The following is a 22,267-nucleotide window of genomic DNA, read 5'->3' as shown; positions in this document are numbered from 1 at the left end:
ACAAGGCATATCACTTAAGGTATTCCTTGTGGGTACTCACTAATCTGACATGAAAAAAATGAAAAATAACATATTAACGAAATATTTATTACCATCCTTATTGACTGCAGGGGTTCTATTCTATTCTTGTACGAAAGAGGATGAATATGAAGCAACAATTCCTAGTTTTCAGGAAGTTGAAGTCAATAATTTTGCTCCAAAAACAGGTTTGCCATCCACTCAAGTGACGATTACGGGTAAAAACTTTGGGGACTTCAAAGAGCCTACATTTATCTATTTCAATGGTATTGAAGTAGACCAAAATTCATACATCTCTTACGGTGACAGCAGTATTGTTTTTCCCGTTCCTGTAGATGCTACAACTGGAGCTATCGAGGTGCGTTACCTTACTCAATCAGTATTAATGGAAGAGGAGTTCGTAGTAATTCCTGGTGCGAAAGTGAGTGGAGTTGAGCCAAGTATTGGTGTTGCAGGTGATATCATTGCAGTGCTTGGTGAAAACTTCAAAGAATCAGGCTATGATGTATCGGTTGTTTTTGAATCAAATGAAGGAGGTATTGCAGGAACAATCAAATCTATCTCTGAAACTGAAATTTTAGTAGAAGTACCAAAAGGCGGTATTTCAGGTAACATCACTTTGATGCACGGACCGCAAGTTATTGAAGGTCCATTATTTACTTACCCTTTCACAGGTTTAGAATCAGATTTCTCTGTAGATGAAAGTGGTTGGGTAGCAGCAAAAGGTTCAATCGGTACTTCTGATAATGTATTGAATGTATCACTTGTAGATGGTCAATCTTCAATTCAGTTGGAAAGCGGTGTTAACTTTGATGTTGCTACTTACCCAATCATTGCAATGAAAGCAACAAGAATGGCGGATTATGATCTAACATTTGAAACTGATTTCGGTACGTTCGAACAACTAAACGGTGTTTATAATTCAACAAATTACACAGGTGTATTGTATGGTGATATTTACTATTGGGACTTGACTTCAGGTGTCTTCAAAAATGAAGCAGGTGAGTCACATACTATGTCAACAACAGGAGATAATATCACAGAATTAGTGCAGTTCAACTTAAATACAATGTTGAACAGTGGTTTGAAAATTGAATATATCAGATCATTTGAGAATCTTCCTAAGCTAGAAGAATATGCAGAGCAAAGCTTGCCAAACGGTAAGTATGTATGGGAATTTGATAGAAACGAATCTGAGAAAGCAAATTGTGATTGGACAGATCATAGATCATCAAACAATACACATCAAGCAGATGGTAAGTTTGTAGTAACATTTGGTGAAGGACGTCTTGATATGTGTCAAAACTGGAAAAACGGTAAAAATTCTACAGCTGGACAAAATGTACCAGGTGATGCTGACTGGGTAAACAACTGGGTTTACAATCCTGAATTCCCAATTTATGCTGCAAGAATGGGTAACAGACCTGCCGGTTCATGGTTTACAAAGCAATTTAGATCTGAAAGAGGTTTTGGTGGAAACGACCATATCTTAAATTCGATTCAAATTGCTGAATCAAGATCTGATAAAACGGGTACATTTATCTCTGATGATGTTTTCTATTGGGATATGAGTCAGGAATTAACTAACACGGAAATGATGACTGATAACCTAACAGGCCGTCAAGGAACGAACATCTACGATATGAATAAATTCAACGGTAACGAAATGGACGCTTCTGTAATTGGCCAACAGTTCGAATTAGAATGGTTCATTACATTCAGATCTGTGGCTGAGTTAGAAGAATACTTAGCTAATGGTAATTAATATATATTAAATAGTGTAATACAAGAAAGTATTCTTTTTCATCTAAGTAAGTAAAGCAACTTTTTGCTTTACTTACTTTCAATACTTTGTTGTAATTTTTTAATTTCAAAATGTAAACGCAAATGATGTTATTTACTGGATTAACAAATGTGAGAAGGTATTTTAAATCCTTTTTACTCTCTATCAGTTTATGTCTTTTGGCTTCTTCTTTTGTGCACTCACAAGAAACAATCACGGTGAGTTCTATGGAAGAACTTTGGGCTACGACCACACTATCAGACCAAAATGTTGTGATGACTCCAGGTACTTATGTTGTAGATAAAACGAATATGTACAGCAGACCTGATGAATATAAATGGGGCGCTACAGTGATCAGAATGATGGGATCTAATAACACATATGATTTCACTGGCGTAAAAATAGAAGTAAATTTTGATGCGTTTTTTGATAATGCACCCCAAGCTGAAATCGTTAATTTCCATAATACAGGAAACAATAACGTTTTCAAAAATCTTGAAATAGAAGATATTATTGAAGATGTAGAAGGGCTGGACTGTTCCGTATTTGGTGGAGCGTTAGGTGTAATGTTTGACGGTAGCGACAACAGAATAGAAGGATTTAAATTGACAATCCGTGGTTCGTATCCATATGGTTACGGTGATATTTTTGGAAAGGGAGGTACTTGTAATCAAATTGGTCACTGTAAGCACAGCGGTTATTTGGTAAGAGGAGATAGAAATCACCTTTTAAACTGTGAACTTTATAGCTTCTCTTATGGTCACGGTATTTTTGTGCAAGGTGGACACGATGCAGTCATTGAAGGATGTTATATAGAGGGTGAATTACGTACAACAGATGATATTTATGATGAAATCGGTACGGGATCACCTGCAGATGAAGTGTATCAGCAATGGGGGTATTTCCGTACGGCAAATGATTGTAATGAGAACAACAATAACGAGGCTAATCCGGTAGAAGGTTTTGAAGAATTAGGATTAGAAAGAGGTTGGAGATTCTCTTGTCAAGAGGACGGAATTAGAGCATATATTACGGGTCGTATTTGGGATGCAGAAAGAAATGTACTTTCAGATGATGAAAGAAAAACAGAAAACATGACTGTGTTGAACTGTACGGTAAAGAATTTCAGATCTGGAGTGGTAATTACGCATGCTACTGGTAAAAAATATGCTGAAAACTGTGTTTCAATTGGTTGTGAAACAGCCTATAGTATGGGTAGTGGAATGGCTGTAAACTGTAAAGGTGATGCAACAAACGGACCTTTGATTGTTCATGAATATTCAAATGATAGAAACGGGTATGCGACTTTAGAATTACTGAAATCTGAGGTAGAAGAAGAGACAGGTGTTTATAATAATATGCTGGCTTGGTTATCAGGTAGTGATCACAACATTTCTATTAAATACGCTGAAGGACATGAATATACGGCAGAAGATGCTCCTGATTTAGACATTCTTGTGGCGGGTGTAAGAACAGGCTGGAGACATGTTTATGGAACAAGAGACTACGCTGTAACCAATTCAATTGTAAGAAACTACACACACTATCCTTTTGTATTAGGAGATAAATCAAGTGATAACAAATACATTACTTGGGGTGAATTGATGGATCAAGGCTCCAATAATATCATGTTAGATGGTGTGCCGGATACAGATTGTGGAGGTGATGTAATTACACCGATAACTATAGAAAACGAAGAAGAATTAATAAAGGGAATTAATTACCATTACTATGAAGGTGCTTTTGTTGTTCTACCTGAATTTGAAACGCTTACGCCAAAGAAAAGTGGGACAATCGATGCCATCACTCTTCAAGTAAAAGATGATGCTGAAAGATTTGCTTTTGAATTTGAAGGCTATTTCAAAGTAGAAGAAGCAGGACCTTATAGATTTAATTTAGCATCAAGTGATGGTGCGAAATTATATATCAATGATGAATTGGTTATCGATAACAGCGGAAGACATGATCTTGTTGAATTAGATAACACCGTTTGTTTAGAAGCGGGTTATTATGCGGTGAAAATTGAGTATTTCCAATATCAGAATATTGACTTTTTATCAGTAACCAAAGAGGGATTGAATGATGAAGGCCCTCAGTTTATTGATTTTTACGCAAAAGAAATCACAGACGAAGAGGAAGAAGAGGAGGAGGAAGAAGAAGAGGAAGATGACGATGAAGACGATATTGTAAATAGTGTTTTCGACCAGGAAAGCTATGAGAATTTCGTATCACCAAACCCTGTGGCTCATCAATTAAATATCACAGTTCCAGCTGAATTACTCAATCAGCAAATTGTATTATCAGTGGTTGATATCAATGGTAGAACAATTGAACAGACTTCTTTTTCAGGAAAAGAACATACGTCGATTGATATGTCTGATAAGACACAAGGTATCTATTTCATTAGATTGATCAGCAATGAGAAAGTCTATATCAATAGAGTAATCAAAAAATAACAATGATAGTAGGAAGTTCAAAAAGGGGCTTCCTACTCCTTTCATTTATCAAAAAGATCTCTTTACAACATTAGGTAAAACTCTTCAATAGAAATTAATAATCAATACAACAACAACACAGTATAAAAACTAAAATCAAAAGACTATCAGTCTTACTTCTGGATATAAAAAAACTCTTTTTTTTTCTGATTATAGATGCAATCGATTGCACTTTTTTAAGCTAGAAAAAGAGGGATGATCAAGGTTTAAAGAACTGATAGATAAAATATTAAAACAATTAAGTTGTTGATTATTAGTCTAAAAAGAATTGACTTGAAATGAATAAATAGAAGTAGATCTACTTGGTAAAAATTGGATGTTTAGAATAGAAAAAAGTAGAACATTGGATTGTATTAGAAAAATATTTGGAGCCATAGGACTATGCATTATTTGCATAACGTCACTTAGTGCACAGCATAAATTATGGTATGATGCTCCTGCTTCTAATTGGAATGAAGCCCTGCCAATTGGTAACGGACGTATAGGTGCTATGGTTCATGGTGATCCGGTGAAAGAAAACATTCAAATGAATGAAGCAACACTTTGGTCGGGTAGTCCGCATAGCAATGACAATCCTGATGCAAAGGACGCTTTGACAACTATCCGTACTTTGCTTTTTAATGATAAATATGAAGAGGCACACCGATTAGCCAATGACAAGTTTATTTCAAAAACTTCTCACGGAATGAACTTCGAAACGGCGGGCAATATTTTCTTAAGTATGCCTCAACATGCGGAATATGCTGATTACTATCGTGAATTAGATATTGAAAAAGCAACGACCACCACTTCTTATGTAGTGGAGGGTGTAAAATATAAAAGAGAGGTTTTCACTTCTTTCACGGATCAGGTGATGATCATTCGCCTTACAGCCAATAAAAAAGGAAAAATTGATTTTACTTTGTCAGCCTCAAGACCTTCACCATCAACAGTAAAGATCTCAACTCCTTCAAATAAAACTTTAATAATGGAAGGGACCTCTGCGGATGGTAAGAACAAAAGATTGCCTAAAGATGCGGATTACATCAAAGGGAAAGTAAAATTTGAAACACAGGTAAAAATAGACAATGAGGGTGGGAAAGTTGTAGCCAATGGTCAAGACATCAAGGTTTCCAAGGCTGATGCTGTGATCCTTTATGTAGCGATTGCCACTAATTTTGTCAACTACCAAGAGCTCAGTGAAAATCCACATCGATTAGCAACCAATGCAATCCAAAAAGCAGAAAGAAAATCCTTCAAAAAATTAATAGAGAATCATACGCAGTACTATCAAAAATTCTACAAAAGAGTAACGCTTGACTTAGGAAAAACGAAAGCTTCTGAAAAACCAACGGATTTACGAATTCAAAATTTTAGTAAAGAAAATGACCCCTCATTAGCTACACTTTATTTTCAGTTTGGAAGGTATCTGTTAATCTGTTCTTCTCAGCCTGGAGGACAGCCTTCCAACCTGCAAGGGTTGTGGTGCAATGACCTGACACCGCCTTGGAAAAGTGCGTACACGATCAACATCAATACAGAAATGAATTACTGGCCTGCCGAAGTTACCAACCTTCAAGAAATGCATGAGCCTTTAATTGAAATGGTAAAAGAACTCTCTGTAGCAGGGCAGAAAACGGCTCAAGATATGTACGGTGCAAAAGGTTGGGTGACGCATCACAACACTGACTTATGGCGTATTTGCGGACCTGTAGATGGTGCAACTTGGGGAATGTGGCCGATGGGAGGTGTATGGTTAAGTCAGCACCTTTGGGATAAATTTATGTTTAGTGGAGATGTAAATTATCTGAAAACCGTGTACCCTGCAATGAAAGGAGCGGCTGAATTTTGCTTAAGCTTTGCCGTTTCGGAACCTGAGAAAAATTGGCTGGTTATTTCCCCTTCTACCTCTCCAGAGAACAGGCCCTCTCATCATCCTAAAATGGTGAATATAGCTTATGGGACCACGATGGATAATCAACTGCTCTTTGATATTTTCACTAAAACTATCCAAGCAGCAAAGCTTCTAGAGAAAGATGAGGATTTAGTAATAGAGATGGAAAAAACATTAACACAGTTGGCCCCAATGCAAATCGGTAAACATGGACAATTACAAGAGTGGATGCAAGATTGGGATAATCCAGAAGATCATCATCGACATGTTTCACACCTTTATGGATTATTTCCATCCAATCAAATTTCACCTTACAACACACTATTGTTGACACAAGCATCTAAAAATGTGTTGATCTACAGAGGTGATCCGTCTACAGGGTGGTCTATGAATTGGAAAATAAATCTTTGGGCAAGATTACTGGATGGAAATCATGCTTACCGTTTAATGGAAAATCAGATCAAATTGGTAGGCCGATCAGAGTCTCAAGTCGGAGGAGGAACATATCCTAATATGCTCGATGCACATCCACCTTTCCAAATTGATGGAAATTTTGGATTCACTTCGGGTTTAACAGAAATGCTTTTACAAAGCCATGATGGAGCTGTTCAACTACTTCCAGCGTTGCCAGATGTTTGGCCCAAAGGTCAGGTTCAAGGTTTGAGAGCTCGTGGTGGTTTTGAGGTAAAGAATTTGGTGTGGGAAAATGGCAAATTAAAAGAGGCGGTAATTCAATCTACAATAGGTGGAAATCTAAGGATTAGAACTTATGAGAAGTTGGTCTTGAATAATGGAAACAATATTAAAATCGCTTCCTCAGACAATCCCAATTTCTTTTACCAGACACCTTCTATCAAAAGGCCTTTGACAGCATCACAAACTACAGTCGAACCTTTTGAAACTAAACCATATTTCGAATACGATATACCTACAGAGAAAGGACAAGAAATTAAACTATCAACATTAAAATAACAGACTCGATGGAACATAAAAAATGGTTACTCTTAGTACTGTCATTGATGATAAGTACAACGATTTTAGCACAGCAAGAAGTCAATTCAATTGAAGAATTACTTCCTTATTTAAAACAAAATAATGTCAATGTAAAACTTGCACCAGGCACTTATACGGTCACAGCCAAAGACGTAAAAAAGGGTAAGTTCAAAGAGTTTACGAATATCTTAAATCACAAAGTATATGTACTCTTTTTGTTTCAAGGAAATAACAGTACTTATGATTTTACAGATGTGACCATCAATGTAGAAACAGCTGTTTTCAATGCTTTCACAGACTACGATGACTTTTATGAAGTGCAAACCATCGGCAATAATAATGTCATCAAAAACATGACGCTTGTAGACGTGGGAACTGTTTATGATTACCCAAAAGAAGGTGCGTGTAATATTGTAATGGATGGAGCGAACAACAGAATTGAAGGTTTTCATGTTTCTACCAAAGGTTCTTATCCTTATGGCTATGGGGAAACTTTTGGGAAAGGCGGAAGAAATGTCATCAAACATTATAAACACTCTGCATGCTTGGTAAGAGGTTTTAAAAACCATTTGAAGAATACAACTGTTATTCACCGAAGTTATGGTCATGCCATCTTTATGCAAGCGGCAGATCAGCCCATTATTGAAGGATGTTATGTGGAAGGTGAAATGAGATCATCAGATGATATGCTGGCAGAAGAAGGGTCAGGTTCTGATGGTGATAAAGCTGGTTTTATGACGTATTGGGGCTACAAATTGCCTGCTGGATATATGATGTGTTTGGGAGAAGAAGGCATTAGAGCTTACAATGGAGGGGAGACTGTGATCAATGGGAAGGAATATAAAAGAGGAACTTCCAACCCCACTATTTTGAATTGCACTGTGAAAAATATGAGAGCGGGTGTCACACTCACGCATGCTACTGGTAAAAAATATGTAAGAGGAACGACGGCGATTGGCTGTCAAAGAGGTTTCTGTATTGGCTCGGGTGATATCATTGATTGTTATGCAGATACGCAACATGGCCCTGCCTTAGGCGTGGACTATGAGAGAGATGAAGGAATGAACGCTGAAATCACATTGATTCCTTACGAAGGGAAATCATACAATGGAATGGGTTGTGCGGCTATGGTGATCGGTTCCAATCATAAAGTGGTTTTAAAATCATTAATTCCCGAAGGAAAGACGGATCAAGACTTGACCATAAAAATCGGAGGGAATAACAATTCCATTGGGATGAGAGGCAAGGATCAAAATTACTATGCTGGCAATAACATCATCCATAATTTCACTGCACACCCTCTTGAACTCGATGATAATGCAAAAAGCAATCATGGTATTTCAGCAAGTGAAGTAACAGACGAAGGGTTCAATAACCATATTTTCAAAAAAGATATTCAGTTACAATCGAAAACTATTAAGTAGCGATAAGTGATGAAAAAGGTATTCAAAAATACACTATTTGGCTTTATAGGTCTTAGCTTTATTTTGTCATCATGTGGACAATTTAAATATCCGGTTACAGAAATTGATAATAAAGTCACTGTACAAATGGATAGCTTGAATTTAACCATCGAAATTATCGATGAATCTATTATTCATGTTCAAAAAAGTTTGGTAGGTGTAGAACCGATAAAGCACCCCGATTATGTTACGGTTTTGAAACCTCAGAATGTCAACTGGAAGATGAAAAAATCGGAGGAGCAACTGAGCATTTCTACTGAAGCTTTAAAACTTATTGTCAATGCAGACGGTACAATTGAGTATCAAGATGCGAAGGGGCAAAAGTTGGTCAGTGAGACGAATGATCTGACGTATATCAATCAAAATAAAAAAGCAAGTTGGAAAGTTTCACAAGCTTTTGTGGCAGGTGATGAAGCCTTGTATGGATTGGGACAGTTTCAGAGTAATATTTTAAACTGGAGGGGAGTATCTAATCGTTTACAGCAATACAATCAGGAAGTAGCGATTCCTTTCTTGATGTCTACCAACAACTATGGTATTTACTGGCATAACTATAGTGTGACGGATTTTAATCAAGCACAACATGAAATTTCTTTTGATCAAAAAGAAGAAGCTTTTGCAAGTGTGGAGGAGGAAAATTTGGGGCAAGATGCAGAGAATGTTGTAAAGCATAAAATGAAGGAAAATAATGATAAAAACATTAGAGTGACGACCTTTATTCCAGAAAAAACGGGGGAGTACAGCTTCTTTGTAGAAAGTGATAAATCCAATAGAATGCGTGGTGAAATTCGTGTATTGATCGATAATGATACGGTCATCAACTATGCAACGATTTGGGTACCAACTTGTCATTCGGGAACAAAGAAACTTCAAGCAGGAAAGACTTATAAGATCACTTTCCAAAATACCGGAGCCAAGAAAATGAAAGGCCGATTATTTTACAATGAGCCAGATTTTGACAAAACAGTGTTTAGCAGTGAGGAAGGCAATGTAATTGACTATTATTTGATTCATGGTGAAAATCCAAGAAAAGTTCTGGCTGAATACCACAACTTGACGGGTAAATCGAAATTATTTTCTAAAAAATCTTATGGTTTTTGGCAATGCCGTGAGCGTTACCATAATCAAGAAGAATTATTAGAGAATGCAAGAGAGCTGAGAAAAAGAAAAATTCCGGTGGATAATATTGTACAGGATTGGTTCTATTGGCCTGATGGAACAAAGGGACCGGAATGGGACAGAAGCAAATATCCTAATCCTAAAGCAATGGCGGATGAAGTGCATGACCTCAATATGAATTTGATGGTTTCGGTTTGGCCAATGGTCAATAATACGCCTTTGTTAGAAAAATATGATTTACTGCAATACAAACTCGGAAAAGGAAATCACAATCTTGATTTTTATGATGAAGGCGTTCGTGAGCGTTATTACAGAATGCTAAGTGATAGTATGTTCCATTTCGGAGTGAATTCAATTTGGCTTGATGGAACAGAACCTGCTTCAAAACCAAGAAATGATGTGCAAACGGCAATCGGCCCTTTCAAGGAAGTGAAAAATGCGTATTCATTGTTGGTCAGCAAAGCCATGTTTGAAGGAAAAAGAAAGGAGTATCCAAACGAGCGTATTTTCAATTTGACGCGTTCTGCTTACCCTGGTCAACAACGATATGGTACAGCCACTTGGTCAGGAGATGTACAATCAACATGGGAGCAATTCGCAGAACAAATTCCAGCGGGTCTAAACTTCACGATGGCGGGAATGCCTTATTGGTCGCATGATATTGGCGGTTTCTTTAGAGATGCCAATTCCATCAACCCCATCTACGATGATCAATATACTAATGAGGAATTTATTGAGCTGTTGAACCGTTGGTTTCAGTTTGGAGCATTCAGCCCGATTTTCCGTATTCATGGATATGTTTCAGAAACGGAAATCTGGAGATATGGAAAAGCTTTTGAAACGTCTGCCCGTAAGTTTATTGATCTCCGTTATCAGCTGATGCCTTATATCTATTCGGAAGCATGGAAAATCACAAAAGATGGGCATACACTAATGAGTCCTTTGGCATTCTATTATCCCAATGATCAAAAAACATGGAACATTAAAGATCAATTATGCTTTGGTGAAAATATAATGGTGGCATTTGTGACGGAATACAAACAACGTCATAAAAACGTCTACTTGCCAAAAGGAGAGTGGTTTGACTATTGGACCAATAAAAAAATGCAGGGAGGACAATTGGTAAGAGCAAAAGCTGATTTTGATGAAACACCTATCTTCGTCAAAGCGGGTTCTATCCTTCCAATCGGCCCTAAGGTACAATACGCTACACAACCCACTGATGAACCTTTAAAATTGAAAATCTACCCTGGTAAAGATGCTCAATATACACTTTATCAAGATGATAATACTTCTTATGAATATGAAAAAGGAACTTTTTCGGAAGTGGTATTTGAATATTCTGAAACGGCTAAAACCTTGACCGTGAAGAAAGGGAACGGTGATTATATCGACTTTGGAAAATCACCAATGCAATTACAAGTGGAGCTAGTAGGAAGCAAAACAGAAGAGATTGCTTTTGAAGGTCAGACACTGCAAGTACAATTATAAATGAAAGATCCTCCTTATAAATCTTGTTTTAAAGTTGTGATTACTTAATACATGAAATAGGGTGTTTCCATAGTGTTTGGATACCGTTTGTAGGGACGTTGCATTGCAACGTCCTCAAGGACCACAACACGAACCATTTTAGCTCTCAAAATATAACGAATTGATAAAAATGAAGAATTACTTATTTACTATATTACTAATAGCGATAAACTGCCTTTCTACAATGGGGCAAAAAAAAGCACAAGAAAAACCCAATATTGTGGTCATTCTATGTGACGACTTGGGGTATGGCGATTTATCTGCTTATGGACACCCTACAATTAAAACACCTCATTTGGATAACATGGCTCAAAAAGGAATTTTGATGACCAATTGTTATTCTTCTGCACCAGTATGCTCACCATCAAGAGCGGGTTTGTTGACAGGAAAAAGCCCCAATAAAGTGGGGATTTATGATTTTATTCCAGGGTATAAAAGAAGTGATGATTTAAGAGATTTAGTTCACTTACAGGAGTTTGAAAATACGATACCATCCGTACTAAAATCGGCAGGGTATGCAACTTGTTTATCAGGAAAATGGCACTGCAGTTCTAGGTTCAATAGTGATGCACAACCTAAGCCAGATTATTTTGGTTTCGATCATTGGTTTGCAACGCATAACAACGCATCTCCAAGTCATCAGAATCCATCCAATTTTGTAAGAAATGGAAATAAAGTAGGTGAATTGGAAGGCTTCAGTTGCCAAATTGTAGTAGATGAAGCGATCGGTTGGTTAAATACCAAACCAACAAATCAACCCTTTTATTTACAGATCACATTTCATGAACCTCACGAGCCCATTGCCTCACCACAACAGCTGATTGATAAATACCTGCCTCTCAGTGAAAATGAAGCACAAGCAAAGTACTTTGCAAACGTAGAAAATATGGATCTAGCCGTTGGGCGATTATTGAATTATTTAGAAGAGAATAAATTAGAGAACACACTGATTTTCTTTACGTCTGACAATGGGCCAGAAACACTTATGCGTTACAGTAGAGCCAAGCATTCTTATGGTTCTCCGGGGGAATTGAAAGGTATGAAACTTTGGACCAATGAAGCCGGAATTAGAGTTCCTGGGATTTTATATTGGATGGGGAATGAAACCTTTAATGGCACTTCTGATGCCGTCATTTCAGCACTCGATCTTATGCCAACGTTAGCAGAAATATCGGGTGTTCAACTCGAAAACAAGCATGAATTGGATGGAGAGTCTTTTGTGAAATGGATAAAAACAGGACAAAAGAAGAGAGTAAAACCACTGGTTTGGGCTTTTTATGATGCCCTAAATCAACAACGTGTGGCGATGCGATCGGAAGATTGGAAGGTATTGGCCACACTAACTGTAGATGGAAAAGAACTACCCAAGTTACATAATCTTTATGACGGAAATGAAGCATTAGTGAAAAGTGCCAAGCTAACCAATTTTGAGCTTTATGATATCAAAAATGATTTGGGAGAAACAAACAACCTAGCCTCTTCTAAACCTAAGGTTTTAAAGAAAATGAAGAAGGTGATGGAAGAAGAGTATCAACTTTTATTAGAGGAAAGTTTTATATGGAGAAGAGAGAATTAAAAGGTTGATCAAGTAAGAAATGATCATTGAGTGATAACAATAATACGACATGAAAAAGACAATACAACTATTACTATTGATACTATTTACCTCGTCCATGTGTATAGCACAGAAGGAATTGAAGTCCTTGGGTGGGATAGACAGAAATCAACCTTTTTCTTTAATCTATAAAGAGATCGATACTTTACAGTTAAAATTGATTTTTCATTATCCTGAAAAATTCAATAAAAAGAAATCATACCCCTGCATTATATTTTACTTTGGTGGAGGTTGGAACGGCGGATCAATCAAACAGTTTAAACCCCAAGCTGAATACTTTGCATCAAGAGGGATGATTACTGTATTGGCTGATTATAGAGTAAGAAATCGACACAAAACCACTCCTTATGAATCAGTGGAAGATGCCAAATCAGCCATTCGATTTTTAAGAAAAAATGCTGAAGTTTTAAATATCAACAGTGAAAAAATAGTAGCATCAGGAGGATCGGCCGGGGGACACTTGGCGGCGGCATGTGGTGTTTGTCCTCAATTAGATCATCCTAATGAAGACCTCAGCATCAGTTCAGTTCCCAATGCATTAATTCTTTTCAATCCAGTGTTTGATAATGGACCTGAAGGATTTGAGCATAAAAGAATGGGGGAACAGTGGAGAACGATTTCTCCTGCTCATAATATCACTGCTGAAGCACCACCAACCATCGTTTTCTTAGGGAGAGAAGACCATCTTATTCCAGCTTCTATTGCAGAAAATTACAAAGCTAAAATGGATGCTGTAGGGCGTCGTTGTGATTTGTTTTTATACGATAATGCCGGTCACGGTTTTTTCAATAATTATAAATACGATGGTAAATTTTATAAGATCACTGTCTACGAAACAGACCTTTTCTTAAAGTCAATCAAGTTTATCAAAGGGAAACCTCAAATGATTGTCGGCGATGAGATATAGTATCTACTTTTCTATCATTTTCGTTTTTATTGGCACGCTTTCCATAAAAGCACAAGACAAACCCAATATCATTTTTCTAATGACTGATGATCAGCGTTGGGATAATATGGGGTGCTATGGAAAAGCGGAATTTAATACGCCAAATATCGATCAGCTGTCAGCAGAAGGTGTCACTTTTGATAACGCTTATTACGCTGTTGCGATTTGTATGCCTAGTCGAGTGACCATGATGACAGGGCGGTTTAACTCCAATCACCAAGTAGGTTTTGTAGCACCAACAGATTATACATTATCACAGAAAGACTTTTCAAAGAGTTACCCTGCATTACTTAAAAAGGAGGGTTATAGAACAGGTTTTATTGGGAAAATGGGATTTACTGTGACGCCAAAAGCAGTAAGGCCAAGTACTCCCAAAGAGCAGTTTTATAAAGAAAACGTGGGAAGTGTATTTGATTTTTTTGCAGGCAGTGAAACAACCGAAAGCAAAGGACATGTGATATGGCCTGAAGAGGATAAAACATTAAAAAACATCTATCAAGAAGACAGAAAAAACTCAGGGAGAACATTAAGAACGGGTGAAGCTATTTTGCACTTTTTAGATACAAACCCTAAAGATCAGCCCTTTTGTCTCTCAGTAAGCTTTTATGCCGTAAAGCATGATAATAACCGACATATTTACTGGCCCCATTATGAGCAGTATGAAAATAAAAATTTGACGGTGCCAGAAAATTGGGTAGTTGAAAACGAGCAGTTGCCAGCGGTAGTAAAAGAAAATGCAAGAGGGGTTCGTCTGCATCGTGAACGTTCTTCCACATCTGAAAAATATCAAAAGCTGGTCCGACGATTTGCCACGCAAGGGTATAGTGTCGATTGTCAAGTGGGGTTGTTGATGGAGAAATTAAAGGAAAAGGAACTTTTGAAAAATACAGTCATCATTTACACCAGTGACAACGGACGTTTTCAAGGCTCTCATGGATTATTTGACAAATGTCTTTTATATGATGAATCTGTAAAAGCGCCTTTGATTATTTATGATGGAAGAAAAACACAACAGCAACAAGGTTTCAGAGAAAAGGCACTTGTTTCTTCAGTCGATATGGCGCCTACAATTTTAGCATTGGCAGGCGTAAGTGCTCCAGCAACTATGCAGGGAAGAGACTTAACAAAAATTCTAGACCAAACACAGGATAAGAGTCAGTGGAGAGATGCTGTATTTATGGAAGATTTGTTCTTAGTAGCAATGTTTAGCGAACGCTATAAAAAGAATGTAGATGAGATTAATTCAGCATTAATCAAGAATAATAAGTCGTATCGAAGTCATGGAATTCGGACAGAGCAATACAAATACTTTGTCTATTATGAGCATTCTCCAAAAATAGAAGAACTCTATGATATGGAGAACGATCCGTTGGAGCAAAACAATTTAGCACAAAGTCCTGCTCATTCAGAAATCTTGAAAAGTTTGAGAGATAAGACTGAGCAGATGTATCAAAATATATTACCACAAAGAGAAGAATTTTAAGTTAGATTGATAAGCACCTAATTATTATTAATCCTTTTCAATTGAAATACTGTAAGGGTGCTTTTTGGAGCATTCTTACAATTTCAAAATTTAAGTTTCAAATCAGAATGAACAGATTTTACTTGTTTCTATATATCGGGTTGGTTTCAATTTTTTTAGCTCCTCTAACATCTAGAGCACAAGCGAAGCAACGTCCAAACATAGTCATTATTTATACTGATGATCAAGGTTATGGAGATGTAAGTGCTTTAAACAAAGACGCTAAATTTGTGACGCCCAATATTGATAAACTTGCTGATCAAGGAATTATTTTCACTGATGGGCATAGTAGTGATGCGGTATGTTCACCATCAAGATATACTTTATTGACGGGCCGATACAGTTGGAGAACGTCATTGAAGAAAGGAGTTTTAAGAGCCGATGGACCTTGTCTGATTGAAAAAGGACGAATGACCATCGCATCACTTTTAAAAGAGAATGGCTACAACACTGGAATGGTGGGGAAATGGCATCTACAGATGGATTTTGTTGGAGAGCCTAAAAAGAACAATAGAGACTGGTCAAAACCTTTTGTGGAAGGACCGATTGAATATGGTTTTGATTATTTCTTCGGGATTCCTGCCAGTATGAATTTTGGTATCCTTACATATTTAGAAAATGATAAAGTATTGGATCCGCCTATTCTTTGGACCAAAAAGAAAAAGAACAGCAATCCAAGAACCTACTCGGGTGTTGGTCCAGCGGATTATAGAATGACACCACCTTTTTTAGATGAAATGCCCAAAAAAGGAGGTATTGAGGTGGCTCCGTCTTTTAATGATGAATTGGTACTGGAGACTTTTGCAGGAAAGGCAGTCGACTATATCAATGAAAGGGCAGAAGAGGCGAAAGCAGGAAAACCCTTCTTTTTATACCTTGCTTTGACCAGTCCGCATTTACCACATTGCACACATAAAGACTTTCAAGGAAGAACAGCCTGTGGAAACTATGGCGATTTTATAGAAGAGACAGACCATAGAGTAGGGCAAGTATTAGACGCTTTGGAAGACAATAAATTGACAGAAAACACACTCGTTATTTTTTCTTCTGATAATGGTGCTGAAACAAATTATACCTATCATCAAACCACTTATCAGCATTTTAGCAACCTGCATTTCAAAGGTGGAAAAAGAGACATTTATGAAGGAGGGCACAGAGTACCATTTCTTATGCGTTGGCCCAATGGAATAGACGCCGGTCTTCAATCAGATTTTCCCGTTTGTCAATCGGATTTTTTAGCAACAATTGCTGATATCATTGATAGGCCATTGGAAGATCATGAAGCGGAAGATAGTTTTAGTCTATTTCCATTATTGAAAAACCAAGAAGAAGACTATACAAAAGGAAGAGTGGTGATTCATCACTCGGCATCAGGTCATTTTGCCATCCGACAAGGAAAATGGAAACTCAATATGTTCAGAGGTTCAGGCGGATCTTTAAAACCTGCTTTTGTAACGCTTACAGAAGGTGATGCAAAATTTGAACTTTATGATTTGGAAAAAGATCCTTCTGAAACCACAAATCTTTATTTCGAATACCCTGAAGTGGTAGAAGAACTGACTTTAAAGATGACAAACAGTATTGAGAACGGAAGGACCACAAAAGGAAGTCCTCAACCTTATATCAAAGAAAATTGGGAACAAATAAACTGGATGAAAATAAATTAACTATGAGCAGATTTCTAAAAAATACTAGTAGGATAATGTTAGCATTATTCGCGTTGTTTCTAAACTTACAGCAATCCAATGCACAAGAAAAAGAAAAACCAAATATCATCCTGATTATCACAGATGATCAAGGAATGGGCGATTTAGCCGTAACGGGAAATCAGTTTATAAAGACGCCCAATATTGATAAGTTTTCTAAAAGTGCAATTAATTTCACCAACTATCATGTCTCTACAACTTGTGCACCTACAAGAGCATCATTGATGACGGGGCGCCACTGCAATAGAGTCAATGTGTACCATACGATAGCCGGAAGGTCTATTTTATTTGAAGATGAGGTGACTTTACCACAAGTGCTGGCACAAAATGGGTATACCAATGCAATGTATGGCAAATGGCATTTGGGAGACAATTATCCTTATCGACCTGAAGATAGAGGTTTTCATGAAGTGGTTCGTCACGGAGCAGGGGGAATAGGCCAAGGTCCTGATTATTGGATGAACGATTACTTTAGCGATACTTATTTTCATAATGGAAAAGAACAACCTTACAACGGTTACTGTACGGATGTGTTTTTTGATGAAGCATTGGACTTTATAAAGAAAAACAAAGATCAACCTTTCTTCTGTTATATCGCTACCAATGCACCTCATGCACCCTATAATTTACCACAAGAGTACCTTGAAATGTATGAGGGGAAAAAGTATGAACATATTCACCCACGTTGTCGTCGTTTTTATGGCATGATCACCAATATTGATGACAATTTTAAAAGGTTAGAAGATAAATTAAAAGAGCTTGATATAGACGATAATACTATTTTGATTTTCACAACTGATAATGGAACTTCTGCTGGGCGAAAAGTTTTTAATGCCGGTTTAAAAGGAGGAAAAGGCAGTCAGTTTGATGGTGGACACAGAGTTCCTTTTATGATTCGATGGCCTAATGGTGAATTAACAGGCGGGAAAAATGTGGATCGATTAGTGGCACATTATGATCTGCTTCCAACATTTGTTGATTTGCTGGATTTGGATTTCAACCCTGTAAAACCACTTGATGGAAAAAGCTTGAAACCTCTGCTCACTCAGGACAATCCGAAATGGGAAAATCGTATTTTATATATTGATACACAGAGAGAACAAAACCTTATTAAGTATAAAAAATATGCGGTGATGGATGATCATTGGCGATTGGTTGATGGTGATAAACTTTACAATATCACAGAGGATAAAGGGCAGGAAAACAATATCATTGAGCAACACCCAGAAGTAGCATCACGTCTGTCTGAAGGTTATGAAAGATGGTGGCAATCCTTTATTGATGAAGGAGTGGATGAACGTTACGCTTACATTAAAGTGGGCTCAAAATATGAAAACCCAAGTAAAATTTCATCTCATGATTTATTGATTGGAGCCTACAGAGGAGTGTGGCATCAGAATGGGGCCATCGAAGCAGAACAAGCATCAGGAAATTGGAAAATTGAATTTGTAGAAGGTGGTGATTATACAATTACACTGAGACGTTTTCCAAGAGAAAGCAAATTAGCCATTAACGCCACTTTTCCTGCTCAAGAAAAACGAATAGAACTGGACAAAACAGCACCTGCAAGTGTGAAGGATGACTTTACTGAAGCAAGAATGTATGTGGCAGGGATTACCAAATCTGAAAAAATTGCTGAAGGTCAAAAAGAGGTCACTTTTAAATGTAAAATTCCTGCAGGGAAATATGATTTAGAAGCCGAATTGATTGATAATTTGGGGAGAGTGCATCCGGCTTACTATGTATATATAGAAAGATTGTAATGGATACAATAATCTGTCTTATACCATCAAAAAATCAAAATTTACAGAGAATGAGTTACTTAACATATAGAGCCATCTTTTTGAATTTCATCTTAAGTATTTTATTTATCCATACTTCGGAGGCATCTTCAAAACCGCAGACCATTAAGGTAAAATCACCGGATAACAGTAAGGTGCTTCTTATTCATCCTGAAGGAGAAAATGGGATAACGTTTAGTTTACTTTATGGGAAAGAAGAAGTGGTTTTGCCTTCCACATTGACTTTAAAATCAAAGGATATTGACTTTACATCCCCTTTTAAAGTGGTGAATGTAGTGAAAGAAAAGGTGAAAAATGAATGGGTAAATCCAATCGGTGAACGTAGTACTGTAACGGATCATTATACTCAAGTAAAAATTGAACTTCAAAGTAAAACCTCTTCCTTAAATCTCATTTGTAGAGCCTATAACGAAGGAGTCGCTTTTGCTTACGAAATACCTCAACAAAATGGACTTTCTTTTATCAATATAGAGGATGAAAACATTACTTACCGTTTCAAGAAAGATCACCATGTTTGGTCAACGCCAAAAAGAGAATCCGGTAAATTAACGGCTCAAGGTGAGTATAAAAAAATTGCATTATCTCAACTTGAAGTGGGTTGTGAAAGACCACTTTTGATTGAAGTGGATCATGATAAAAAATTAGTACTTGCTGAAGCAAAATTGGTGGATTATGCACGTCTAAGTTTTCAAGCGGGAAAGAAAGGCGCTTTTGAAATTGTATCCTCTTTAGATGGGAGACAGGAAGATATCAAACAGGATAAAATTACGGGTGCAGTGATAGAGGGAGAAAGTAGTAATGCACCTAAAGTAAAGGGTAATCTTCCACTTCAATCACCTTGGAGAGTCATGATGATGGCCAAAAACTATGGTGAATTATTGGAGAACAATTTTATCATTGAAAATCTAAATGAACCATGTGCTATTAAAGACCCGTCGTGGATTACACCCGGAAAAGTACTAAGAGAAGGAACGCTGACGACTCAAGGTGCATTAGCTTCCATTGATTTTGTGGCAAGTCATAACATGCAGTATGTTCATTTTGATGCCGGTTGGTATGGTAATGAAATGGATAATTCTTCCGATGCCACTACCATTACACTTGATCCAAAAAGATCTAAAGGGCCATTTGATTTAGAAAAAATATGTCAATACGCCAAGAGTAAAGGAATAAAGGTGATGCTTTATGTCAACCGTCGTGCTTTGGAGAAACAACTAGATGAGTTGCTTCCTTTATTTTCAAAATGGGGTGTGGCAGGGATTAAGTTCGGTTTTGTGAGAGTGGGAGATCAGGAAGCTACCGCTTGGATGCATGAGGCCATTAAAAAAGCATCAGAATATAAAATGATTGTTGATGTTCATGATGAATACAGACCGACAGGTTTTTCAAGAACGTATCCTAATCTCCTCACACAAGAAGGTATAAGAGGAGATGAAGAAACAGTTCCCAATCAACATACATTGATTACAATGTTTACACGTTGTCTGGCAGGTGCTTCTGATAATACTGTTTGTTACTACAACAAGCGAGTGAAAACAATGGGTTCCAATGCTTCGCAACTTGCAAAAACGGTTTGCATTTATAGTCCATTACAGTTTTTATACTGGTATGACAGTGCTCCACTTGCTCCTATGAAAGATGATGCTTTATGGGGCAATACAAGACATATTGGAAATGAACCAGAATTGGAATTTTTTGATAATGTACCAACGGTTTGGGATGAGACCAAAGTACTAAAAGCGGAAATAGGAAAAATAGGTGTGATAGCACGAAGAAAAGGGAATAATTGGTTTGTTGGAGGTATTAACGGTATGGAGCCTCAAGATATAGCACTTGATTTTTCATTCCTCAATAAAAAGAAAGAGTATACCGTAAAAATATATACGGATGACGATACGATGAAAAATCGTACTAAAGTGAAAATCCAACAACAAAAATTGACCCATGATCAAATACTAAGGTTGAAGATAAAGCCTAACAATGGGTTTGTGCTTCATATTACACAAGACAAACTTTTGTAATGTAAATCCATCATTGAGCTATTGGTAATAAAGAACTAGAAATGAATTATTAAACTTACTTTCAAAATGAAAACAAAACTACATTTAAAAATAGGCATAGTATTACTATTGGTGGTTTTAATCAGTGGAAGCTGTCAACTTCATCAATTGAATAAGGAACAGAAACGCCCTAATTTTCTATTTGTATTAGTGGATGATCAGGCTCCATTTGATTTAAAATTATACAATCCAAATTCAATTTTAGAAACTCCAACCATTGATAAACTGGCTCAATCAGGAATGACCTTTGATGTGGTGCGACATATGGGTTCAATGAACGGTGCAGTGTGTACTCCCTCTCGTCATATGATTATGAGTGGTAGAAGTGTTTGGCATTTACCGCCAAGTGCTGAATTTCAAAAACAGACTTCCCCTCATGCATTAGACAGTATGACGATCGGTGCCATTTTTAATAATGCGGGTTACAAAACCATGAGAACTTGTAAAAAAGGAAACTCTTATCCTGGGGCGAACCGTCAGTTTTCAGTGGTGAAAGATAAAACGAAGCGAGGTGGAAGTGAAGAAACGGGCAGTGCATGGCATGCAAAACAAGTGCTAGAATATTTATCAGAGAGAGAAGCAACGAAGGAGGAAAATCCGTTCTTTATTTATTTTGGCTTTTCTCACCCTCATGATGAAAGAAACGGAACACCTGAATTACTTGAAAAGTATGGAGCCGTTAACCATAAAGACAAAAACAGTTTACCTCCATTGAATAGTAAACAACCCGCCCTGCCTGAAAATTACTTGGCAGAACATCCTTTTTTCCATGGTCATGTTAATTTGAGAGATGAAGACAGAGTAAGGGGCGTATGGAAAAATAGAGATGAACAAACCATCCGCAATGAATTTGGAAGAGAGATGGCTTGCTCGGAAAATATTGATATCCAACTTGAAAAAGTATTGCAAAAACTGGATGAAATGGGGGAACTGGAGAATACGTACATTATCTATACCGCCGATCATGGTATTGCTGTTGGAAGACATGGTTTGATGGGTAAACAAAATCTGTATGAGCACAGTTGGAGGGTGCCATTTATAGTGAAAGGCCCCGGAATTAAAGCCAACACCAGAGTAAAAGGAAACGTGTATTTATTAGATATTTTCCCAACACTTTGTGAGCTAGCAGGTATTCCAATTCCAGAAACAGTGGAGGGTGAAAGCTTCAAAAAGGTTTTAGAGGGAAAAAGCAATACGCTTAGAGATGAAATGTATGGGGTGTATTGTGGTGGAACAAAACCAGGTATGCGCGCCGTAACAAAAGGAGATTGGAAACTAGTGAAATACGATTTGATGGACGGTGCTGTTCGTCAAACTCAGTTATTCCACCTTAAACCCTAAT

At 37.2% G+C, this 22,267-nt stretch carries 12 protein-coding genes; all 12 read left to right on the top strand.

What is annotated here, in order from left to right:
- Window positions 1–58: 58 nt before the first annotated feature.
- Window positions 59–1,783, top strand: coding sequence for an IPT/TIG domain-containing protein (locus AVL50_RS08125; protein WP_172826793.1), 1,725 nt, complete (start codon window positions 59–61; stop codon window positions 1,781–1,783).
- Window positions 1,784–1,905: 122 nt separating this feature from the next.
- Entirely contained in the window at window positions 1,906–4,257 is a 2,352-nt protein-coding gene (locus tag AVL50_RS08120) for a PA14 domain-containing protein (RefSeq protein ID WP_082795717.1), read from the top strand.
- A 355-nt stretch (window positions 4,258–4,612) separates the two neighbouring features.
- Complete coding sequence (locus AVL50_RS08115) at window positions 4,613–7,141, top strand: glycoside hydrolase N-terminal domain-containing protein (protein ID WP_082795716.1); 2,529 nt, start codon at window positions 4,613–4,615, stop codon at window positions 7,139–7,141.
- An 8-nt stretch (window positions 7,142–7,149) separates the two neighbouring features.
- On the top strand, window positions 7,150–8,586 hold the full coding sequence (locus AVL50_RS08110) for a hypothetical protein (protein ID WP_062615989.1): 1,437 nt from the start codon (window positions 7,150–7,152) through the stop codon (window positions 8,584–8,586).
- 9 nt (window positions 8,587–8,595) lie between these two features.
- Window positions 8,596–11,235 carry a TIM-barrel domain-containing protein gene (locus tag AVL50_RS08105; RefSeq protein WP_062615988.1) on the top strand — a complete coding sequence of 880 codons (2,640 nt, stop codon included), beginning with the start codon at window positions 8,596–8,598 and terminating at the stop codon, window positions 11,233–11,235.
- 223 nt (window positions 11,236–11,458) lie between these two features.
- Window positions 11,459–12,850 carry a sulfatase-like hydrolase/transferase gene (locus tag AVL50_RS08100; protein WP_253764264.1) on the top strand — a complete coding sequence of 464 codons (1,392 nt, stop codon included), beginning with the start codon at window positions 11,459–11,461 and terminating at the stop codon, window positions 12,848–12,850.
- 49 nt (window positions 12,851–12,899) lie between these two features.
- Complete coding sequence (locus AVL50_RS08095; protein WP_062615986.1) at window positions 12,900–13,796, top strand: alpha/beta hydrolase; 897 nt, start codon at window positions 12,900–12,902, stop codon at window positions 13,794–13,796.
- Window positions 13,786–15,318 (top strand): sulfatase-like hydrolase/transferase, encoded by a 1,533-nt coding sequence (locus AVL50_RS08090; RefSeq protein WP_062615985.1) that lies wholly within the window; start codon window positions 13,786–13,788, stop codon window positions 15,316–15,318. The genes AVL50_RS08095 and AVL50_RS08090 overlap by 11 nt, the downstream gene beginning before the upstream one ends.
- A 107-nt stretch (window positions 15,319–15,425) precedes the next feature.
- A complete protein-coding gene (locus AVL50_RS08085) occupies window positions 15,426–17,024 on the top strand; it encodes an arylsulfatase (protein WP_062615984.1) in 1,599 nt (532 codons plus the stop codon).
- Between the two features lie 35 nt (window positions 17,025–17,059).
- Window positions 17,060–18,826, top strand: a complete 1,767-nt coding sequence (locus tag AVL50_RS08080; RefSeq protein ID WP_062615983.1) for an arylsulfatase — start codon at window positions 17,060–17,062, stop codon at window positions 18,824–18,826.
- A 50-nt stretch (window positions 18,827–18,876) separates the two neighbouring features.
- Window positions 18,877–20,886, top strand: coding sequence for a glycoside hydrolase family 97 protein (locus AVL50_RS08075; protein ID WP_172826792.1), 2,010 nt, complete (start codon window positions 18,877–18,879; stop codon window positions 20,884–20,886).
- 66 nt (window positions 20,887–20,952) lie between these two features.
- Window positions 20,953–22,266 (top strand): sulfatase-like hydrolase/transferase, encoded by a 1,314-nt coding sequence (locus AVL50_RS08070; protein WP_082795715.1) that lies wholly within the window; start codon window positions 20,953–20,955, stop codon window positions 22,264–22,266.
- Window position 22,267 lies beyond the last annotated feature (1 nt).

Source organism: Flammeovirga sp. SJP92 (assembly GCF_001583495.1).
Taxonomy (GTDB): Bacteria; Bacteroidota; Bacteroidia; order Cytophagales; family Flammeovirgaceae; genus Flammeovirga.
Note: the sequence above shows the minus strand (reverse complement) of the source record. Positions and strands in the feature narration are given on the sequence as shown.